The sequence below is a fragment of the Massilimicrobiota sp. mt181 genome (genome assembly GCF_055420065.1).
The window spans coordinates 1-21,412 of sequence record NZ_JBVAYN010000016.1; the positions used below are offsets into that span (position 1 = coordinate 1).

The 21,412-nt window shown below is 31.4% G+C and carries 28 protein-coding genes; 15 read left to right on the forward strand and 13 right to left on the reverse strand.

Going from position 1 to position 21,412, the window contains the following annotated elements:
- The 10 genes from ACZYT4_RS09650 to rpsI form a co-directional block, all read left to right on the forward strand.
- A partial coding sequence (locus ACZYT4_RS09650) for a MurR/RpiR family transcriptional regulator (RefSeq protein ID WP_463785118.1) occupies nt 1–925 on the forward strand: 925 nt, incomplete at its 5' end.
- Between the two features lie 72 nt (nt 926–997).
- Nucleotides 998–1,828, forward strand: coding sequence for an energy-coupling factor transporter ATPase (locus tag ACZYT4_RS09655; RefSeq protein ID WP_463785120.1), 831 nt, complete (start codon nt 998–1,000; stop codon nt 1,826–1,828).
- The gene (locus ACZYT4_RS09660; protein ID WP_463785122.1) at nt 1,804–2,655 is read left to right on the forward strand and encodes an energy-coupling factor transporter ATPase; all 852 of its coding nucleotides are present in this window, start codon (nt 1,804–1,806) and stop codon (nt 2,653–2,655) included. Before ACZYT4_RS09655 ends, ACZYT4_RS09660 begins: the two co-directional genes overlap by 25 nt.
- A complete protein-coding gene (locus ACZYT4_RS09665) occupies nt 2,648–3,448 on the forward strand; it encodes an energy-coupling factor transporter transmembrane component T family protein (RefSeq protein WP_463785124.1) in 801 nt (266 codons plus the stop codon). The genes ACZYT4_RS09660 and ACZYT4_RS09665 overlap by 8 nt, the downstream gene beginning before the upstream one ends.
- Nucleotides 3,445–4,179, forward strand: coding sequence for a tRNA pseudouridine(38-40) synthase TruA (gene truA / locus ACZYT4_RS09670; RefSeq protein ID WP_463785126.1), 735 nt, complete (start codon nt 3,445–3,447; stop codon nt 4,177–4,179). Before ACZYT4_RS09665 ends, truA begins: the two co-directional genes overlap by 4 nt.
- The gene (locus ACZYT4_RS09675) at nt 4,166–5,074 is read left to right on the forward strand and encodes a histidinol-phosphatase (protein WP_463785128.1); all 909 of its coding nucleotides are present in this window, start codon (nt 4,166–4,168) and stop codon (nt 5,072–5,074) included. The genes truA and ACZYT4_RS09675 overlap by 14 nt, the downstream gene beginning before the upstream one ends.
- 84 nt (nt 5,075–5,158) lie before the next feature.
- Nucleotides 5,159–5,635, forward strand: a complete 477-nt coding sequence (locus ACZYT4_RS09680) for an RNA polymerase sigma factor (protein ID WP_463785130.1) — start codon at nt 5,159–5,161, stop codon at nt 5,633–5,635.
- Nucleotides 5,628–6,767, forward strand: a complete 1,140-nt coding sequence (locus ACZYT4_RS09685; protein WP_463785133.1) for a hypothetical protein — start codon at nt 5,628–5,630, stop codon at nt 6,765–6,767. Before ACZYT4_RS09680 ends, ACZYT4_RS09685 begins: the two co-directional genes overlap by 8 nt.
- Before the next feature lie 156 nt (nt 6,768–6,923).
- The gene (gene rplM, locus ACZYT4_RS09690; RefSeq protein ID WP_087245414.1) at nt 6,924–7,361 is read left to right on the forward strand and encodes a 50S ribosomal protein L13; all 438 of its coding nucleotides are present in this window, start codon (nt 6,924–6,926) and stop codon (nt 7,359–7,361) included.
- 15 nt (nt 7,362–7,376) lie between these two features.
- Complete coding sequence (rpsI, locus tag ACZYT4_RS09695) at nt 7,377–7,769, forward strand: 30S ribosomal protein S9 (RefSeq protein ID WP_087245416.1); 393 nt, start codon at nt 7,377–7,379, stop codon at nt 7,767–7,769.
- Nucleotides 7,770–8,005: 236 nt separating this feature from the next.
- On the opposite strand, the gene ACZYT4_RS09700 is transcribed toward rpsI, so the two are convergent.
- The 6 genes from ACZYT4_RS09700 to ACZYT4_RS09725 all read right to left on the reverse strand — a co-directional run bounded on the left by ACZYT4_RS09700 (nt 8,006) and on the right by ACZYT4_RS09725 (nt 12,121).
- The gene (locus ACZYT4_RS09700; protein ID WP_285959821.1) at nt 8,006–8,242 is read right to left on the reverse strand and encodes a hypothetical protein; all 237 of its coding nucleotides are present in this window, start codon (nt 8,240–8,242) and stop codon (nt 8,006–8,008) included.
- Nucleotides 8,220–9,332: a tyrosine-type recombinase/integrase gene (locus tag ACZYT4_RS09705; protein ID WP_463785138.1), complete on the reverse strand. Its 1,113-nt coding sequence runs from the start codon at nt 9,330–9,332 to the stop codon at nt 8,220–8,222. Before ACZYT4_RS09705 ends, ACZYT4_RS09700 begins: the two co-directional genes overlap by 23 nt.
- Nucleotides 9,304–9,684, reverse strand: coding sequence for a TnpV protein (locus tag ACZYT4_RS09710; protein WP_308698037.1), 381 nt, complete (start codon nt 9,682–9,684; stop codon nt 9,304–9,306). The genes ACZYT4_RS09705 and ACZYT4_RS09710 overlap by 29 nt, the downstream gene beginning before the upstream one ends.
- Entirely contained in the window at nt 9,659–10,786 is a 1,128-nt protein-coding gene (locus ACZYT4_RS09715) for a plasmid recombination protein (protein WP_463785140.1), read from the reverse strand. Before ACZYT4_RS09715 ends, ACZYT4_RS09710 begins: the two co-directional genes overlap by 26 nt.
- 139 nt (nt 10,787–10,925) lie before the next feature.
- The gene (locus tag ACZYT4_RS09720) at nt 10,926–11,882 is read right to left on the reverse strand and encodes an AAA family ATPase (protein ID WP_412610737.1); all 957 of its coding nucleotides are present in this window, start codon (nt 11,880–11,882) and stop codon (nt 10,926–10,928) included.
- A 2-nt stretch (nt 11,883–11,884) separates the two neighbouring features.
- Nucleotides 11,885–12,121: a hypothetical protein gene (locus tag ACZYT4_RS09725; RefSeq protein ID WP_032090815.1), complete on the reverse strand. Its 237-nt coding sequence runs from the start codon at nt 12,119–12,121 to the stop codon at nt 11,885–11,887.
- A gap of 346 nt (nt 12,122–12,467) precedes the next feature.
- Here ACZYT4_RS09725 and ACZYT4_RS09730 point away from each other — a divergent pair, with 346 nt between their 5' ends.
- The 5 genes from ACZYT4_RS09730 (at nt 12,468) to ACZYT4_RS09750 (ending at nt 14,788) form a co-directional block, all read left to right on the forward strand.
- Entirely contained in the window at nt 12,468–13,127 is a 660-nt protein-coding gene (locus ACZYT4_RS09730) for a helix-turn-helix domain-containing protein (protein WP_390540437.1), read from the forward strand.
- Nucleotides 13,128–13,257: 130 nt separating this feature from the next.
- Nucleotides 13,258–13,671, forward strand: a complete 414-nt coding sequence (locus ACZYT4_RS09735; protein ID WP_463785144.1) for a DUF3788 domain-containing protein — start codon at nt 13,258–13,260, stop codon at nt 13,669–13,671.
- A 131-nt stretch (nt 13,672–13,802) separates the two neighbouring features.
- Nucleotides 13,803–14,012: a hypothetical protein gene (locus tag ACZYT4_RS09740; protein ID WP_035400590.1), complete on the forward strand. Its 210-nt coding sequence runs from the start codon at nt 13,803–13,805 to the stop codon at nt 14,010–14,012.
- Between the two features lie 84 nt (nt 14,013–14,096).
- Nucleotides 14,097–14,591, forward strand: coding sequence for a DUF7010 family protein (locus tag ACZYT4_RS09745; protein ID WP_463785218.1), 495 nt, complete (start codon nt 14,097–14,099; stop codon nt 14,589–14,591).
- Between the two features lie 26 nt (nt 14,592–14,617).
- Entirely contained in the window at nt 14,618–14,788 is a 171-nt protein-coding gene (locus ACZYT4_RS09750) for a hypothetical protein (RefSeq protein WP_022356063.1), read from the forward strand.
- A gap of 432 nt (nt 14,789–15,220) precedes the next feature.
- Here the strand turns inward: ACZYT4_RS09750 and ACZYT4_RS09755 are convergent, their stop codons facing one another.
- The 7 genes from ACZYT4_RS09755 to ACZYT4_RS09785 form a co-directional block, all read right to left on the reverse strand.
- Nucleotides 15,221–15,931, reverse strand: coding sequence for a dihydrofolate reductase family protein (locus ACZYT4_RS09755; RefSeq protein ID WP_463785146.1), 711 nt, complete (start codon nt 15,929–15,931; stop codon nt 15,221–15,223).
- A 737-nt stretch (nt 15,932–16,668) separates the two neighbouring features.
- Entirely contained in the window at nt 16,669–17,286 is a 618-nt protein-coding gene (locus ACZYT4_RS09760) for a flavodoxin family protein (RefSeq protein ID WP_463785149.1), read from the reverse strand.
- 9 nt (nt 17,287–17,295) lie between these two features.
- Nucleotides 17,296–18,141: an aldo/keto reductase gene (locus ACZYT4_RS09765; protein ID WP_463785152.1), complete on the reverse strand. Its 846-nt coding sequence runs from the start codon at nt 18,139–18,141 to the stop codon at nt 17,296–17,298.
- 21 nt (nt 18,142–18,162) lie between these two features.
- Nucleotides 18,163–18,915 carry an SDR family NAD(P)-dependent oxidoreductase gene (locus tag ACZYT4_RS09770; protein ID WP_463785154.1) on the reverse strand — a complete coding sequence of 251 codons (753 nt, stop codon included), beginning with the start codon at nt 18,913–18,915 and terminating at the stop codon, nt 18,163–18,165.
- A gap of 14 nt (nt 18,916–18,929) precedes the next feature.
- Entirely contained in the window at nt 18,930–19,487 is a 558-nt protein-coding gene (locus ACZYT4_RS09775; RefSeq protein ID WP_463785156.1) for a flavin reductase family protein, read from the reverse strand.
- 121 nt (nt 19,488–19,608) lie between these two features.
- Nucleotides 19,609–20,769 carry an iron-containing alcohol dehydrogenase gene (locus ACZYT4_RS09780; RefSeq protein ID WP_463785158.1) on the reverse strand — a complete coding sequence of 387 codons (1,161 nt, stop codon included), beginning with the start codon at nt 20,767–20,769 and terminating at the stop codon, nt 19,609–19,611.
- A gap of 22 nt (nt 20,770–20,791) precedes the next feature.
- The gene (locus ACZYT4_RS09785; RefSeq protein WP_463785159.1) at nt 20,792–21,412 is read right to left on the reverse strand and encodes a flavodoxin; all 621 of its coding nucleotides are present in this window, start codon (nt 21,410–21,412) and stop codon (nt 20,792–20,794) included.

A 21,412-nucleotide genomic window follows, 5' to 3' on the forward strand; every position in this document is an offset into this window, starting at 1 on the left:
ATTGATGTGTTTTTATTTTGCAACTTATAACGAATTGCATTATAATGTCATACAAGAGGTGATGGAGATGATTATACATAAAATAGAGAAAACCCATTTTTCTCCAAGTGAAGCTATTATTATTGATTATATTTTGAAAAAGGGAAAAGATATAAAAAATATGACCATCTCGCAAATAGCTGAGGAAACATATACATCATCACCTTTGTTTATACGTATAGCTAAAAAATTGGGTTTTGATGGATGGAATGAATTTAAAGATGCATATTTAAAAGAGTTAGATTATTTGTATCTGAATCAAGAAGTTGATGCGAATATTCCTTTTGTTGTAAATGATGATATGATGAATATTGCTTATAATTTATGTATATTAGAAAGAGAAACTGTTCAAGATACATATTCACTTATTCAGCATGATGATTTACAAAAAGCTATACGTTTATTGCGTGATTGTGAACAGATTGATATATACGGTCGTACTCCTCATATTCATATTGCACGTTCATTTCAAAGTCGTATGTTCATATTGCATCGTCATGTTCATCTATGTTCTTTAAGTGATGAACTGGATTCAACATATCTGATGAGTGATGATCACCATACTGCTATTGTCATATCTTATTCTGGTCATGCATCACAAATGAAGCATTTACTAGAAAAGTTGAAGGAAAAGAAAACACCTATTATTGCTATAACAAATATTGAAGATAATGATTTATCATTAATGGCTGATGTTACTTTGAGGTTATCTTCTAGAGAGCTGATTTATACAAAGATTGCTGATTTTTCAAGTAGTTTATCATTAAAGTATTTATTAGATATTTTGTATAGCTGCATTTTTTCATTACATTATCAGGAGAATCTTGATAGCTGTATAAAAATTGCAAAAGAGCTGGATGAAACACAGCATGAAGAATTTATGTAATGACAGGTGACTTGAAATGTGGTTGACATCTTCTATAAATCATAATAAAATTGAACTACTTGGAGGATAGATATGGAAAAAATTATTGATGTTCAACATTTATCTTTTGGATATGATGAAGAGACTTTAACAATAGATAATATTTCATTTAGTATACAAAAAGGTACTTATACAACCATTCTTGGTCATAATGGAAGTGGTAAAAGTACAATTGCTAAATTATTAATGGGATTATTAGAAAAGAAATCAGGGGATATCATTATTGGTGGTATTCCTTTAACTGAGGAGACTTTAAGTCAGGTACGTAGTCAAATTGGTATTGTTTTTCAAAATCCTGATAATCAGTTTATTGGAGCCACAGTCAGAGATGATATAGCCTTTGGATTAGAAAATAATTGTGTTGATCCATCTTTAATGGATGGTATTATTGAAGAATATGCTAAAAAGGTCAATATGTATGAGTTTTTAGATCATGAACCTACAAAACTATCTGGTGGACAAAAACAAAGAGTTGCGATTGCTGGTATTTTAGCAATGAGTCCATCAATTATTATTTTAGATGAAGCCACGAGTATGTTAGATCCTAAAGGAAAGAAGGAAATTAATGCTTTGGTTCATCAATTAAATAAAGATAAGAATATGACAATCGTATCAATAACACACGATATAGAAGAAGCGGCTTTGTCTGATTATGTGATTTTATTAAGTGATGGACATATTGTAGATGAAGGAAAGCCAGAAGATGTTTTAATGAAAAAAGAAGAAATTGAAAGTTTAGCTCTAGATATTCCCTTTGCTTTAAAAGTAACACAAGGATTGCAACAAATGGGCGTATCTATTGCTGATCAAATTGATAGAGAGAAGTTGGTGAAAGAATTATGTCAATTACGTTTAAAGAAGTAGAACATATCTATGCTCCAGATACGCCTTTTGCATATCATGCTTTAAAAGGTGTTAACCTTGATATTAAAAAAGGAAGCATGACAGCTTTGATTGGGCATACAGGGAGTGGGAAATCAACCCTCATTCAACATATTAATGCATTACTACTTCCTACATCTGGCGAAGTGAAAATTGAAGATATTTTAATTACAGCTACAAATAAGCCCTCTTCATTAAAACCCTTAAGAAAGAAAGCTGGACTTGTTTTTCAATTTCCAGAATATCAGTTATTTGAAGAAACAATTCTAAAAGATATTATTTTTGGGCCTAAAAATTTTGGTGTCAGTGAAGAAGAGGCTATTAAGATTGCAAAAGATGTTATTCAATTAGTAGGATTAGATGAATCATATCTAGAACGTTCTCCATTTGATTTGTCTGGGGGACAGAAACGTCGTATTGCGATAGCTGGTATTTTAGCAATGAATCCAGAAGTGTTAATTTTAGATGAACCAACTGCTGGTTTAGACCCTCAAGGGGCTAAAGAAATGCTTCAATTATTTAAAAAAGTTAATGAAGAAGGAAAAACTGTTATTTTGGTTTCTCATGATATGAATCAAGTTTTAGAGTATTGTGATGATGTTGTTGTTATGAATCATGGTCAAGTAGAAAGACATGTACCTGTGGAAGAGTTATTTAAGGAAACGGAATATTTAACATCTTTAAGTATTGATTTACCTATCATTACATCTTTTATTTTAGAACTCAATAAAAATGGATTTCATATTGATCTTTCTATTAAAGATATGGATGTTTTAATTCAGGAAATAGGAGGGCAATTACATGAATAATATGATGTTTGGAAAGTATTTGCCTATTGATAGCTTTATTCATCGTTTAGATCCAAGACTAAAAATCGGATCACTTTTATTATTACTGATTGCAGTTTTCTTTGATGCAGGTTTTATTGGTTATGCTGTTTTAGGAATCTTTGTCATTATCATGACTTTGTTATCACATATTAAGGTTTCACAGGTATTAAAAGCGGTAAAGCCAATGCTATTTATGATGGCTTTTTTGATGATTTTTAATTTACTGTTTATTCAACAGGGACATTTATTGTTTTCTTTAGGATTTATTAAAATCTATGATCAGGCCGTTTTACAAACAGTATACATATTTATCAGATTGATTCTCATCATTATAATGACAACAATTTTGACAGCAACAACAAAACCATTAGATTTAACATTGGGAATAGAACATTTATTATCTCCTTTTAAAAAAATTGGTTTTCCAACGCATGAAGTAGCCATGATGATTTCTATTGCTTTACGTTTTATACCAACATTATTAGAAGAAACACAAAGAATCATGAAAGCGCAAGCCAGTCGTGGTGTGGAATTTTCTGAAGGAAGTTTAAAAGAAAAAATATTATCTATTGTGTCTTTAATCATTCCTTTGTTTATTTCTGCTTTTCAAAGAGCAGAAGATTTAGCTAATGCTATGGAAAGTCGTAATTATAATCCAGAAGCCAAACGTACAAGATATAAACAGCTTGTCTGGACAGTGTCTGATACGATTGCATTTTTATGTGTTATTGCAATATGTAGTGCAATGGTTATAATGAGTATTGTTTTATGAGAGTAAAATGTATAGTGAGTTACGACGGAAGTCGTTTTCATGGCTTTCAAGTTCAAAATCGTGAGCGTACGATACAAGGAGAAATTCAAAAAGCCATCAAAAAAATAAATGAAGTAGAAACAGTGATTCACGCATCAGGAAGAACTGATGCCAAAGTTCATGCTGTTCATCAGGTTTTTCACTTTGATACAGAAAAACAATTACCTGAAGCGCAATGGAAAAGAGCTATTAATCATTTTTTACCCAATGATATTTATATTTTGGACGCTCAATATGTTGATGAGAATTTTCATTCACGCTATAGTGCTGTCAAAAAAGAATATCGATATGTGTTAAGTACGAAAGAATATAATCCATTTCAGACAAATTATATTTATCAATATGGACGTTCTTTAGATATAGAGTTGATGAGAGATGCAGCAAAAATTTTTATTGGAGAACATAATTTTGCGTCATTTTGCAGTTATGATCAATATGGAAATACAATTCGTTCACTTTATACTTTTGATATTGAAGAACAAGATGGTATTATAACTTTTCGCTTAGTTGGAAATGGTTTTAGACGTTATATGGTGAGACATCTTGTAGGAGGAATTATCCAAGTTGGTGCCCATAGAATTGAAAAGGAAAAACTTTTAGAAATGTTAGAAAGCTGTGGTGAAAAGAAATGCCTTTTTAAGGCTAAACCACAAGGCTTATATTTGCAGGAGGTGTATTATGGAGAAGACTAATTTTCATACACATACTTATCGTTGTGGTCACGCTAATGGAACAGAAGAAGATATGGTTCAGGCAGCTATTCATATGGGAATAGAAGAATTAGGTATTTCAGAACATATACCTTTACCTCATTATCGTCAGCATCTTTTAAAATCTCTTCCAGCTGTTAGAAGTATCAGGAGTTTATTATCTTTAGGTTATGCCTTTGTGAAAAATGGACCAGGAATGAGAATGCCCTATAAGGATTTAGATAGCTATCTGGAAGCAGTTGAAGATTGTCAAAAGAAATATCAGGATCAAATCAAAATTTATAAAGGTTTTGAAGCTGAGGGATTAGAGGAATATTTTGATTATTATCAAAGTTTATTATATGAACATAAAGTGGATTATTTGATTTTAGGTCATCATTTTCATAAGCATTGTATTCATAATGAATATTATGGAAAAGAGAATATGAAGAAAAAAGATATTTATCATTATTGTAATGATGTAGAAAAGGCGTTGGAGACTGGTTTATTTAGTTATTTGGCTCATCCAGATTTATTTTTAATTGGTTATAAGGAATTTGATTTAGATGCAAGAACTGTGACACAAAGAATTTGTGAAAAAGCCAAGGCCTTAAATATTCCACTAGAAGTCAATGCTGGTGGAATGCGAAGAGGATTAAGAAATGTTAATGGTGAAAAGATTTATGCTTATCCAAATACACATTTTTGGAAAATTGCTGGAGAAGTAGGAAATGATGTGATTTTAGGATTTGATGCACATGATCCTTCTGATTTTAATGAAGGCATGTATCGACAAATGATGGAGTTTTGTAAGGAACATAATTTAAAAGTCATTGATCATTTTGATTTTTTACAAGGACAGTTTGAGAAGTTTCAAGGAGAATATGATATTAGATAAGAAAGAAAATGATTATTTTTCTTTCTTTTTTTTGCAACCAGATATTTGTCAAAAACGTTTATATAATGAGGGAAGGTGAAAAGCATGCCTGAAATGATTTTAGGGAATTCTTATGAAGATATTGTGGAAGATTATGCAGATTTAATCACAAGAATCTGTATACTTAATTTACGGAATGTAGATGATGCGAAAGATTGTTTTCAAAATGTCTTGATGAAACTGTTCTTAAAGAAAGATGATTTTCAAGATAAACAGCATTTGAAACGATGGCTTATACGCGTAAGTATAAACGAATGTCATAATTATCAAAGGTTATTCTATAAACCACAAATAAATATAGATGATGTTATTATTGCTGAACATCAAGAGCAGTTGACATTATTATCTGAGGTTTTAAAACTTCCTAAAAAGCAAAGGAATGTTATGTATTTATATTATTATGAGGGATATAAATGTGCAGAAATTGCATCAATTATGAAGATGAAAGAAAATACAGTGAAATCTCATTTGAAAAGAGGAAGGGAAGAACTTAGAAAAAAGGTTGGTGAGTTTTATGAATAAGTTTAAAGAATTTGACTTAGTGAAAACACCAGAAGACTGGAAAACATTTAATATCAATCAACAAAAATATAAATATCGAAAGAAAAAAATCATATATCAAACAACTATTTGTTTTCTTGTTTTGATATTGTCATTATCTTCTATTGGAATTGTCTATGCATTTAATAGTCAATTTCGTCAATGGGTACAGGAACAGTTTCAATCAGATGAAATAGAAGTATTGCCACAAAATGAAAATGTTCAGCAGTATATGCGATTTGAAGATATTTTTCTATGTATTGTGCATGGTGATGAAGAAATAATAGATCAAATTCTTGTTTTTCAAGATGGACAATATGTGGAAGGACAAATAGAAAGCTTTCAAGGAGAATATCAAGGGCAAAAATATTCATTTGATTATGTGCGTTATAAAGATCATATCTACACTTTTAATGAAGAAGGTTATATTGTTTATACATTGAATCTCTTAAATGATGATATTCTTTATTTTGGTTCAGAAGATAATAATTTATGTTCACTTGATTTAAAAACAAAAGAGATTATTCCCTTAACAAACGATCATGAATCTGTTAACTTTAAAATTTCTCCTAATAAGCAATATATTACAATTAACAAAAATGATAAGTATTGGACTGTTTATGATACAAAGACTCATAAAGAAAAAAGAATCAATCAATTATCTCCTTATCTTCACAGTGAGGAATATGCCTTTTTTAATGATCATTTTATAGTTGGTTATACAGATCAAGATGAATCATGTGTTATTGATTTAAAAACAAATGATGTGAAGATTTTAGAGGAACAGGGTATGTATCCATATGCTTCCACTTTCTTTGTTGAATTTGAAGGTAAGGAAACAATTTTAAAAGATATGTATACTCATGAAGAAATGAATTTACCTTTTGATTTGTCTTCTTATGATTATCACATTTCTAATAATCGTTATGTATTTTTTGAAAATTGCAATTTGGAAAAAATAATTGTAATTGATTTTCAAAAGAAAAAGTATACAGATATAGATTATATGGGGCTTGATAAGATTATAGATTTTATTGTTATTGATGATGAGAATGTGATTATAACAGATGATAATGAATATTATATACTTTCACTTTCTGAACTTTTACCTTGATTGTCATAAGAGAAATAATTTTGGATGAAATAAAAGAATACAACAAAAAGCCGATGAATACAACAAAAATCATATTGACAAAAAGCGGAATGTTGCTATAATAATAGGTGCCTTATTTTAACGTTTGTAGCCCCGGAAACTACAGGAGGATTAAAAATGAGACAAACAACAATGGCTAAAGAAGCCACAATTGAACGTAAATGGTACGTTGTTGATGCTGAAGGATTAACTTTAGGACGTTTAGCATCAGAAGTAGCATCTGTATTAAGAGGAAAACATAAACCAACATTTACACCACATGTAGATACTGGTGATTATGTTATTATCGTTAATGCAGACAAAGTAGTAATGACTGGAAAAAAATTAGATACAGTTAAATACTATCATCATTCTGGTTGGTTAGGTGGTTTAAAAGTTAAAACTGCTCGCCAATTTAAAGAAACAAATCCAACAGGATTTGTAGAAGCAGCTGTTAAAGGTATGTTACCTCATAACACACTTGGAAGAAAACAAGGGATGAAATTATTTGTATACGCTGGTAGTGAACATCCACATGCTGCACAACAACCAGTTGAATTAAAAATTAAGGGATAAGGAGGACGAGAATAAATGGCTAATGTACAATACAGAGGAACTGGACGTAGAAAGTCTTCAGTAGCACGTGTTATTTTAACACCAGGTGCAGGAAAAATCGTCATCAATGGTAGAGAAGCAAAAGATTATTTACCATCAGATGTATTATTAATGATCGTCAACCAACCACTTGAATTAACTGGTACAACTGGTAAGTTTGATGTGATTGTTAATGTTAATGGTGGAGGTTACAGTGGACAAGCTGGAGCTATCCGTCATGGAATTTCAAGAGCTTTATTAGAAGCTGGAGAAGATTACAGACCAGTATTAAAAGCAGCTGGATTCTTGACTCGTGATGCAAGAGTTAAAGAACGTAAAAAATACGGACTTAAAGCAGCTCGTAGAGCACCACAGTTCTCAAAACGTTAATTTTTGGGAATATTCAAAACAATTCAAAGAAACTCAAATCAACAAAAGCCTTTATTTATCGGCTAAAACTCGATTTGAGTTTTTTTGTATATTTATAAATTAAAAACGGTAAGCGACACGTAAGCGACAAGTAAGATACAAAATTCTCACCACAGTTCTCAAATATGCGACACAATAAATTCAAACTTATTCTTTTGTTTATCTTGTAGTAAAAAAAAATAATGAAAAGAACCACATCAAAGACATGGTTCATGTGATTTATACTTTTCAGTTTGTTTAGTACCATCCTGATATGTGATGGTTATTTTATTATTTTTGTAATTAATGATTGCGTATTCTTTTTTATAGTCAGTAATCATCAAACTTTCCTGATCATACAATGATACAGTTATTGCTGATAGTTCAAAGTTCCTTTTAATCCATAGATATGCTTTATATTGAGCAGTTGTATCACATTTTAATTGCTTTTTCATTTTTTATATTTTTAGGATAATACACGCTGTTTACTGCATCAATTAAATATTGCATATCAATATGTGTATATACTTTTTCGGTCATTGTCATGGCACCTTTATGTCCTGCAATCATTTTAGTATATGTTGGTGAAACTTTGGCTTCGGCAAGTAATGAAATAAACGTGTGTCTACAACAATGTGGTGTTTGATCAAAGCCCAATCTCTCCATCAGTGGAAGAAAATAGCTATCATAATAATTTCGATATTTAAATGGTTTCTGTTCTTCGGTATGTAAAAGATACTTACACTCCGATGAATCATACCAGTTTTTGATAAAAGGATAAATATAATCACTGATTGGCACTTTTCTAATTCCATTTTCTGTTTTAGATTTGATGATATCAAGGTATCGGTCATTTAGATGAACATTTTCTTTTTCTAATGATAATAATTCATCAATACGCAAACCTGTGTAGATTAGAATAAGAATGATTTGGTAATATTTATCTTCTCTTAAATCCCATAAAATATCTATTTGTTCTTTGGTATACGGCTTTCTATCATATTTATCTGGATTTTTATCGCTGAATTTTGCAATATCTACATATTTAGAATAATCTTTTCCACATAAATCTAGTTTCATTGCATAGGCATATAATTGATTAAACAGGATTTTAATCTTTCGTAATGTTGGATAATTTTTATCACAATTATCAATAATATCTTGTAAATCAAATGTTTTTAATTCTCTGAACTTTCTTTCATAAATTTTAGAACAAACATTATATGCTGCTCTATATCCATTTATTGTGGATTGAGAAGCATTTTCATATTTATCTTCAGACCAATTCTCATATACTTCTCTGAATGTCATATCACCGGTTTCTATATTAAAAGGATGTTCATGATATTTAGCGAGCATTTGAAGTCCTTCATTTCTTGTCTTGGCATAACCAATGATTGCATATTTCTGAGTGGCTTTTCCTGTTTTCTCATTAATCACATATCCTGTAGTAATACGTACTGCATAAGGTCTTCTTCTTCGAGAGGCATTACTTAGTTTCGTTACTCCGCCATATCTATTTGGTGATTTCAAGTTCTTTGCCATTATAAATTACCTCCTGTGGTTGTAAAATATAAATCTCAATAATTCCATCTTTAATTTCTTTTTTCTTCTTTATTATTTGCTTTCTATTTGCATCAGGATGTTGTTCTAAGTATTCAAAGAACTTTCTTTGGAACAATTGCTCACAATAACAATTTAAACAAAACATCTCATAATGAAATTGATATTTTGTATAGTGTTTATCAAAGGAAACTAAATTGTTTTCAGCTAAATATTCTATACGTTTTTTTGCATATATTCCGATGGGTAGTTCTGCATCAATAAGGACAGGATAATAAACTTCTCCAATCAATTGATAAGTAATTCCATTATCTATAATCTTTTTCTCTAACATTTTTACGTTTCTCCTTCGGCTTGTTTAATATTTCTTCATAAGTTTTTTGTCCAAGAACTCTTTGTATTTTTTTTAATTTAGTCGAGTTGGTTCGATTTTCGTCTAATAAGCGATCAATCAGTTCATCTTGTTCATTGATTTTTATTCTAAGTGGCAATATTTTTGTACGAAGTTCTTTAACTTCATGCCTTAGTCTTAAATAATCATTTATTATGCGTTTGATGACTGTTTTTAATTTTTTAATAAAAGGTTCAATAATATCTTTTTTATAACTGTTAGCACTCATAAATCGCCTTGGTTCAGGAATATTCCATAAGTCATCAGTGATTTCACTTGTTAGCTGATCAACATCATGAATGTCTTCCTGGTAATCGTTGATTTTATCAACAAGAGTATCAACTTGCTTAGTTAATTCTTTTACTTCTTTTATACGTTCTTGTTTTTTGAAATCATAAACACTTAGGTGTTGATTATGAGTATCTAGTTTTTGCCATTCAATTTCATGTGCTTGCATAATCTGAGCTAGATGCTCTTTTTCTGCATTTACCCACAAATTATATTCTGTTTCTTGCTTACCTTTACCAATAAAGCCAAGTTCTTCCATAGCCTTTTTAAGCGATACACGAGTTTCTAATCCTCGTTTGCTACCGGTCGTATAAGGTATAAAGTCAATATGGAGATGAGGTGTTTCTTCATCCATATGAAGATGGGCAGAGAATACATATAGGTTCTTGTTTCTCTTTAAAAAATCATCTATATATTGTGATAGTATTTCTTTTGCTAGTTTGCCGTTTTCTGATGTTGCATTCATTGTATCTTTATTACCAACTTGTACTATGATTTCGTGGAATAGCTTTTCTTGTTTCCCGGTACGAATTTTTTCGTAATAGTCTTTTATGACTCGATCACTTCTTTTTTGCTTAGCATTGTACTTCTCAAGTGCATCATCAAACAAGTAATGATAAGCCTGTTTGATATCTTGATTTGCAAATTCAACATTCAGTGGAGTTCTATTAGGGTCAACATTATCAGCTATAAAAGTTCGTGCATTATGACTTATACTTCCTTTTCCAAGCGTTATGCTTATTGTTTTAGATTGCATTAAAAGCCTCGCAGAGCGCAAGCATCTTTTGTTTCTGACAAAAGTGCATTTGCGTTACTTTCGGCAAAGTAACAAAGGCTTTTTTTAAAAGGAAGGTTGCAAGATTGCAAGTTCCTAGAGAGCCTGCAACCTTGCAATGTTAAATTAGTTTCCAATACCATACTTTACCTTCTTTAAATGATTTGACATTTAACTCTGCTTTTGCTTGGTCTAGTGTACGTTTGGAAAGGTCTTGTTCTGTTGCTTTTTTATATATAATATTTGCCTCTACGGCACCTTCCGATAAGGTTTCGTTAATGAAATCTTTTGCACGATCTTTATCAGTTTTTCGTTTGAACCCATCTAATAATTCTTCAGGACTAATATCATATTCACCTAACCAATGAAATCCATCATCGTCAAGTTTAAATGCAAACGGTTTTCCTCGTTGTGCTAAACTTGATTTATCTTGCACCACTGCTCGTACACCTTCTTCATTTTTTAATTCACCACAAATTAAAACACTACGAGCTGCCGCTGGAATATCGATACTACCTAAACCACGATAAGAAGATTTTCCACCTTTTGCCTTATTCATATGTCCAATAAGTACAATCGCAACATTATGTTTTTGAGCAATATCTCCTAATTTTTTTAAAAGAGGGCGAATTTCATTTGCACGATTCATGTCAATATTATGTCCTATATAGGCTTGAATTGGATCAAGAACAAATAGTTTTGCATTTTCTTGAATGATGGCTTGTTCGATTCTCTCATCTAACATTGTTAGTGAACATTTATCTTCTTTAATGAAAACAATGCGATTTAAATCGGCTTTTGTAAATCTTTCCAATCTTGGCTTAATTGTGTCATCATAACCATCTTCCGATGTCTGATAGATAACTGTACAGGGTTCACGCTTTACACTAGAATCCTCTGATGGAAGTGGAGAGCCACTAGATAACAAACTAGCTAGATAAAGAATTAGCATCGTTTTTCCACATCCTGGATCACCTTGAATAATTGTCAACTTTCCGGAAGGTATATAGGGATACCATAGCCATTTTACTTCTTTGCTCTGAATTTCAGATAAGCGAACAATTTCTAATTCAGCCATTTTTAAATACCGCCTTTAAAATAGCCGGTTTCTTCCCATACTTTTTTATCAGGACAATAGTAATTAAATTCGCTTGAATTATCTTTCTTTAAAGCATAACCGAATGTTAAAATACCTTTTTGTAATCCAATACGGATAAATTGTGCATCTTTTCCAATTGCTTTGGATAGCTCCATAATGGGTACATTTCTTCCTGTGAATGCAGGAGTTTCAATAAATACTCTATTTTCTTCTTTCATATTCACATTCCTCCTTCAAGAGTATTACAATGTGAAAGAAAGTTTGTTATAATGTACAAGAAAGGACATTATATAAACTGTTCTTTCACGTTACATAGTGGTTCATTAGATGTGTCGCCAAACTCTATCTAATGAGCCTTTTATTTTGTGTTAACAGAAATCACCTCCATAGGATAATTAAACGCTAATTTATAATAGCTATTAATTATCTAGCTATAATATACTACTCACAGAAACTAAATGCAACCCTTAGATATAAAAATAATTTACTTTTATGTTTATTAAGTTATCAATTTCGTTTATAATAGTAAATATGAAAGGACATATATACGAAGAGGTGAAAAATATGTACTTTGCAGAATATATGAAAAAGTTGCGCAAAGAAAAATTATTAACACAATCTGAGATGGCTGATATATTAGGAATTAGTTCTCAAGCTATCAAGATGATTGAGAATGGATCAACAAAATTTCCTAGTAAAGCAGTGCTAGACAAATTATCAGACTATCTAGATAAGTTTCCAGTTGCTATTGCTTCAGCAATTATTTTTGGGGAAGATGATTATGAAGAAGATGAGCAAGGATATTTGTCATGTCGCTACTTATCATATAAATATATTAATGGATGGAATTTAGACGAGATACCAATTGAATTGCAATATAGAACAGAATCAATTTTATTCTCTGGAAAGATTTCTAAGAGAAGAGAGCCAAAGAACACATCAATCATTATTGAATTCAGTGAATTTGTAGGATCAGATGCTGATGATTTAACGGTTGAGGGTGCATATGATATATTGGCTACTATTATGACTATCGTTGCTCAAAATGAAGAGTCATTTAGAAGAGTAGAGGTATTATTTGATATTAATGATTATCATGATATTAATGCTTTTGATATGTTAGAAAACTTAAAAATATATAGATTGCCAACAGATTTGATTATTGTTTTATTTGAGCCAAATACAGGTGCACTTTGCAAAAAAGTAAATATGAAAAATAAATGAATACATATGTAAAAGTGAAAGGCATTCAGGGAGAAAGACAAGCTATGGATTTCATTGAATGACTAATTTTATATTGATATAATATGAATATAGAAATTAATAAATTGAAAGTTATAAAGGAGAAACGAATATGCTGGATAAAATACCTAATGCAGAAGAAATGACTGCTTTAATCGGACAATCATTATATGATATATGGAATAAACTTTGTGCTTTAATTGATGAAAAGTATGACATGGAATGTTTATGGAACAAAGGTGGTAAAGCGTGGGCTTATGAGTATAAATATCGTCGTGGCGGAAAAACGCTTTGTGCATTGTACGCAAGGGAAAACTGTGTAGGATTTATGATTATCTTGGGGAAAGATGAACAATTAAAATTTGATACAGATAGAAATAGTTATTCAAAAGAAGTGCAGAAAATTTATGATGAAACTAAAACCTATCACGACGGAAAATGGTTAATGTTTGAGCCAACAGATACAGCCTTATTTGATGATTTTGTTAAACTGCTGGGAATAAAAAGAAAACCAAACAAGAAGTGATGATTTTTTTTCGTAAATGAATAAATACAAATCCTAATTTGTAGAGTAAAAGTTAAATTATCTTGTAATAAAATACTTCACATGAGATAATTTACTTAGATAAATTGGAATTTGTAGAGGTGTATGCTATTATGAAAAAAATAAAGTTTATAATTTTAGAAATCTTATTTTTAGTTGTGATGTTATTATGTGCAACAACAACAATGAAAATTTTAGATATACTATTTAAATTAAGTTATGAAAATACTTGGCTTGTAGGATTTAAAGTAGGATTTGTTGCTTGGTTAATTTTATCATTTGTCTTGTTCATTGCTAAAATAAAAAAGAAAAGTTCAAAGTAATACAAATTAGAATTTATTGAGGAGAGCTAAAAAATGAACTTGAAAGATTTGAAAAAAGATTGTGCCCAAAAGTAAAAGAAAGGTATTCATTTTATCATTGCATCAGTAGTAATATGGATTATGGTTTTAATCGTACAATTAACAGATTTACCTATATTAACAAAAAATCTATTGACATTTTGTTGCACTGCACCATTATTACCTATAGCTTTTTTAATTTCTAAAATATTAAAAATACAATTTCAAGATAAAAGTAATCCATTAAACTACTTAGGAATACTATTTTCTGCAAATCAAATGATATACCTTTTAATAGCAATGTGGATTTATCCTACATTGCCGGATAAAATGCTAATGGTTATTGCTATGATATTCGGAGCACATTTATTGCCATACAGTTGGTTATATAATTCAAAAACATATATGGTATTGTCAATAATTATTCCAATATTATCTTTGATAGTTGGTTTAAATTTTGCTAATTATACTCTTGCAATAATGATGATACTGATAGAAATAATATTTAGTGTCCTGTTATCATTTGAAAATAAGAGAATAGTAAATGATTATGTCCAATAAATTGGAATTTGTAGAGGAGATTGTATATGAAAAAAGCAGAAGGAATCTGTTCTGTGATAGGGAGCCTTGTAGGTGCAATAGGAACCGGAGTAGCTATTTACTTTACTGGAAGCGTTTGGTGTTCAATTATAGGATTTTTAGGTTTTATGATTGGTGACCGAATTGGAAAAGTAATCGACGACTCTAAAGAGGAATAAGTTCCAGTTAGTTAAACAAATAAATCCTAATTTGACATGGTTCATAACATCTAGATATGTTTAATGTTGTTTTGAGATGTTTTGGCAATGCAACAAGTAAGCGACAAAAAGGCTTAAAAACCTTTATTTTATAAGGCTTCGGAGTTCTCAAAACGTTAGTAAATTGTTTGAGGAAAACCTTAGAAAAGCCCTATTTTATGGGGTTTTTCTTTTTTTTATTTTGTCTAAAAAATCCTCATAAAGCTGCAATAAGGTAACAAATAAAGCAACTTCGCCTCTCACTAAAAATGTGGTGCAAAACTGTGGTCTAAGCTGCTTTATTTAGAGAATTGTGGAGATAGACTGTGGTGTGAGACTGTGGAGAGAGAATGTGGAGAGAGATTTGCCAATGTCATTCAGTCCTTAACTTAATGACATTGTTTTTTGGACTCCTTAATTTTTTTGATAGTGTAGCCAGACACCAGAATATGGCAAAGCTTTGACATCCATCAATGAATATTGACTTAAGTAAAGCTGTTTTGTGTAACTGCTTTTTTGAAAGCATGTCATTTCATCATAGGAAACATCAAGATTTGGTGTAATGATTAAGCTGATTTCATCAACTAAGTCTTCACTAACCAAAGAGGCATTGATGATGCCACCACCTTGTAATAAGAGTTTTTGAATATGACATTGTGAATATAAAATGTCTAAGACATAGGGGAAATTGATTTCATGCTGACCACCTAAAATATAAGAAATATTCAATGATTTGAGATGTTTTAAACAAGTATCAGATACATGATTGTTAACAATTACAACAATATTTTTATTTTGCGCTTTAGGATGCTGTAAGGATTGTTTATCCCAGCTAATGCTTCCCATAGGATCTAAAACAACAATCCATTGATTGATATTATTTTCAACAATAAAATTTTGCGGTTGTGTATGAGTATCTAAAGTCTCTTGATTTTCAAAATGTCCATGATGAAAAAAATCTTGAGCTGTTACACTTCCATAAATGATACCATCAGCCTGGAATTGTTCACTCATTTCTTTATATAAGCCAGCAAGTTTCATTGTCTTTTCATCACTGAAATAAGCACCAGTGATTTTTCCATCAATAGATTGTAACATATGACAAATGATATAAGGTCTATTCATTATTGATCACTTCCTCTTCATTAAGTATTTGATAAATATATATGTCAGGATTGTAAAAAATAGAAAAATAGAGAAGATGTCTAACATCATGCGAGGTAAGGTTATAGATGGATTGAAAAAGAGAAATTCATTGAGGATAAATAAGTAATCAACCCATTGATAATTGATAAACATGACGATACCATAAATGGCCAATACATAAGGAATATACATCAGAATATGGGGAAAATGAGATTTTTTTATTCTTTTTTGGATAGGAATAAGCATGCTTTGAAGATGTAATCCTAAATGAATAGCCATCAGTATAAAACTCCAATGTGTCAGACTCATGTGTAATCTTCGTGCTGTACTTGCTCTTATAAAATTGAAAAAAGGGAAGATATCTGACATCGTTAATCCACTTATAAAAACCAAAATCAAATCTATGAATAAAAGTGTATTGATGATGAGAATAATTTTTTGAAGAAGGGGATAATGACCTTTCAATAGTGAGTGATACCATTGCCTGTTGAGAACATGATGAATGATAAAGCATATCATCATCGTCACTCCTAAAATTTCATGAATTTGAGAATCCATAATAGGATAACACATTAAAAAGAGTAATAAAATTGTCATCATGATATCTAGTGTTCTTTTGATCTTTAACATTTCATTTCCTACTTTCTATTTTTGAATAAAAGAAAAGACAAACGCATAACAATCTATTTACATTTGTCTATTCAATTTTATATGTTTTATCGAATAAATGGAGTAAAAACACGTTGTTCCTTTTCAGGAAGGCCATATTTTTCTTTTCCTAAATGAATACTTTTGATAAGAAAAGCCATATTCTTACCTAAAGTACGCATAATTTGCATACCTTCTTCATCTTTCATGATATCTTCAGGTATATAACCATGGACCATATTCCAATATTGACTAGAAACAACAGGCATTGAAGAAATGGTAAAGTATTTATTGATTTCATCAAAAGTTGCTGTTGTTCCAGCACGTCTGGCACTGACAACGGCTGCCCCAACTTTCATTGCTTTATCTGCCAAAGTACTATAGAATAAACGATCTAGAAAAGAAATCAGGGTTCCATTGGCACTGGCATAGTAAACAGGGGAACCAATGACTATGCCATCACATTCATTGAACTTAGGTGCAACTTCGTTGACCAAATCATCAAAAATACATTGTCCACTTTCTTTGCAATGACGACAACCAATACATCCACGTATATCTTTTTGACCTACTTGGATGATTTCAGTTTCGATATCTTCCTGTTCTAATGTCTTTGCAACTTCATTTAATGCCGTATAAGTGCATCCTCTTGGATTAGGGCTACCATTGATTAAAAGGACCTTCATACATAACCTCTATCTACGTAATCCAGCAATCATTTCAATAGTTGCAGGATCATAATGTGAGAAGAAAGAACTTTCTTTTTTATCCATGGCACTTATTTTTTGCATATCTTCATCACTTAATTCAAAATCAAAGATATTAATATTTTCCTGCATTCTTGATTTTTTCACTGATTTTGCTAATGGAACAATGTTTCTTTGAACAAGCCATCTTAAGATAACTTGAGCAATGCTTTTGTTATATTTATCTCCAATTTCTTGAAGTTCAGGATTAGAAAACATATTGTTTCTTCCTTCAGCAAATGGAGCCCATGCTTCCATTTGTACACCATATTTTTCATTATATATTTGAGCTTCAATCTGTTGATGGAAAACATTGACTTCCACCTGATTAACAGCAGGTTTGACTTCATTGAAAAGTGCCAAATCAACTAAACGATCAGGATAGAAATTAGAAACACCGATTGCTTTAATCTTTCCTTCTTTATACAAATCAACAAGTGCATGGTAAGCACCATAATAATCATTAAATGGTTGATGTAATAAAACTAAATCTAAATAATCTAATTGCATTTTCTTTAATGATGCTTCTACAGAAGTTTTTGTCTGATCATATCCATAATTTGTAATCCATACTTTTGTTGTAATAAATAATTCTTCTCTAGGGACATCACATTTTTGAATGGCATTTCCTACTGCTTCTTCATTGCCATAAGATTGTGCAGTATCAATTAAACGATAGCCAACTTCAATGGCATCTAAGACTGCCTGTTCACATTCTTTTGCATCAGCAATTTGATAAACGCCAAAACCAACACGAGGCATTTTGACTCCATTATTTAATGTTACATATTCCATTTTTTATTCCTCCTATTTTTTTTAAAATGATCCTTGTCCGCCATCAACGGCATATACAGATCCAGTGACATAGCTAGCTTCATCACTTGCTAAAAACAAAGCGACATTGGCAACTTCCTGTGCCTGACCAAATCTTTTCACTGGAATTGTATCTGTAATTCTTTTTTCATGAGCTCTTTCTTCCTCTTCAGAAAGATTTGTTGAATTCCAGATATTGGTTCTAATTGCTCCGGGAGCAATTGCATTTACTCTCACACCATCTCGGGCTAAATCTAAAGCCCAGGCTCTTGTAAAGTTTTCAACGGCAGCTTTGGCCCCTACATACATGGAAAGTTGATAATTTGTATGTTGTGCTCCTACTGAAGACAAATTGATGATATTTCCTTTTGTCTTTAATAATAATGGTAAACTTTGAATTGTTAAGTTGACTAACGCTCTCACATCAAGAGCAAAAGCCTGATCATAATCTTCAATTGTCATATCTTTAATAGATTGGACAGGACACCATCCTGCATTATTGACAAGGATATCTAATTGTCCATCAAAATGATCTTGGATATAATTCATTATTTTTTCAACATCCTGAGAGTTTGTGATATCTCCTGCAATATAAGAAATTTTTGAATCTGTAGAAGCTGTTTGTTTTAATGGTTCTTCACGTCTTCCAGTAATGACGACATAAGCACCTTCTTTCGCAAAACGTTCGGCAATGGCTTGTCCAATACCAGAACCACCGCCTGTAATCAAAGCGACTTTCTTATCTAATTGACCCATTTTTATTCCTTCTTTCATTTTAATTGATTGCCATCTTCAAAAGCATTTCCAACTTTCTCTCCAATCACAACATAATCATTGTTGACGGGATCAAAAGAAATAGGTTGTAACTTTTGAATATCAATCATTCCTTTTTCATTTAAAATACTTTCATCCGCACTAACATTGATGATTTCACCAATAATATTTCCATCTTCTGTTGTTTTAACAAAACGACATTCTAAAGTCATTGGTAATTCTTCAATGATAGGTGCATCAACAAAATCACTTTTTCTTGTTGTCAAACCAGCTTTTTTCATTTTGTCAGGTGTATTGTTAGCAGAAACCATACCAACATAGTCACAAGCTACAACATTTTTAGCATCAGCAAAACTGACAGTAAAAGCTTTCTTTTCCATGATATTTTTGGTTGTTTTATGACCAGCACTTAAACATAGTTCAATCAAATTGGCATCATATAAACCACCCCAGGCAGCATTCATAGCATCAGCTTGATTATTACTGTCATATGTTCCAATGATTAAAACTGGTAAAGGATAAAACCAAGGTTTTGTTCCAAAATTCTTTCTCATTATTATTCCTCCTTTGACAATTTTATTGTATAGAATTATTGTTCAAAAGTACAATATCAATATTTTATTCTAGTATAACTCTAGTGCATACTAAAAACAAAGGAGAAGAAATTCCTTTGTTTTATAGACATTCAAGTAAGATATCATAAATTTCATCATGTGTGAGTTTTTGGCAGCAACCTGCTGTAATATTTGAAGAATCAGCAACTTTTCTTAACATCTCTTGATCAGTAATGCCCATTTGTGTCAGGGTTGTAGGTAGACCCATTTCCTGAATGAATGCAGCTAAAGCTTCAATTCCTTTGAGGGCAGTTTCTTGCTGAGATAGTTGTTCATCATGAATACCCCAAACAACTCTGGCATATCTGGCAAATTTTTCAACGCCACTTTGATAAATATGTCGATATAAGACAGGATGAATGACTGCAAGGCCTTGACCATGATTACAGTTTGTATAGGCACCTAATTGATGTTCAATTTGATGGGCCTGGAAATCAGTGACTTTACCAAGTTTTAAAATACCATTTTCAGCCATAGCACTATCCCACATCAATTCGCTTCTTGGTTTGATGTCTTGTGGATTTTGAAGAACTTCACGCATATTTCTAATCGTATTACGCATAATGGCTTCATTGATTTCATCAGAAACATTGTTCTCTAAAGGCTGACCAAAATAAGTTTCCATCGCATGTGACAATGTGTCAAAAGCTCCAGAGATGACCTGTGACATAGGAACTGTTAAAGTATAAGCAGGATCTAAAACAGAAAAGTCAGATAAAGCACCTAACATACCACCTTTGATTTTGACATCTTCATTCGTAATAACAGCACCATTATTCATTTCAGATCCTGTTCCTGAAGCTGTCACAACAGCACCCATAGGAATGAATTGCGTTGGGAATTTCTTTTCATCAAATTCCATTGTCCATAAATCTTCTTGTGTTTTGGCTTGGGCAGAAATGACTTTACAGCAATCAATAACGGAACCTCCACCCACAGCTAAGATTAAATCAATGTTCTTTTCTCTTACAAGTTTTGCGCCTTCTTGAACTTTAGCGTAAGTCGGATTAGACATAATCCCACTCAATTCAAAAATTGTTTTCTTTTGATCTTGTAATAATTTAACAACTTCATCAAAAATACCTGTTTTCTTAACAGATCCACCACCATAAGCGATTAGAACATTTGGCCCATAATGTTGGCATTCCTGAGTCAGTGCATCTTTTAAAGCACCTTCACCAAAATAAACTTTAGGCATGTGATTCATAACAAATTTATTCATCTTTGATAACCTCTTTTCTATACTATTCATTGATCCCTAATTCATTAATCCAATCTTGAATATCTGAAGCAGTCGCGCTAGATTGGAATCTTTGTCCTTCTTGCCAGTCTCCACTACCAGCCATTTGTGCTAAAAGTTCACCACTTTGACCAAGTCCTGAAGAAGATGAAGTACAAAATGGAATCACAGTTTTAGAGTCAAAATCATTGTTTTCTACAAAAGTATCAACTGGCCATGCAGCAATTCCCCACCAGATTGGATAACCAATGAAAACAGTGTCATAGTCTTCCCAGTTCTCAACTGTTGTGGAAACAAGTGCTACATCTCTTTCATTCTCATTTTCATGTTCTCTTGACACACGGCTGTTTTCATCAGTCCAGTTTAAATCTTCATCACTGTAAGGCTCTTGTGGTTCAATTTCAAATAAATCTCCATTGGTTTCTTCAGCAATCATCTCAGCAACAGCTTTTGTATTTCCTGTTGCTGAATAATAAACAACAAGTGTTTTTCCATCATCAGATGTATTTTCTGTTGCAGGAGTTGAAGTATTCGCCTCTGTTGTTTCATTTGAACGTGATTGACATCCAGCAAGTAAAGCGATTGCCATAATAGCAGTTAAAAACATTGTGAATATTTTTTTCAT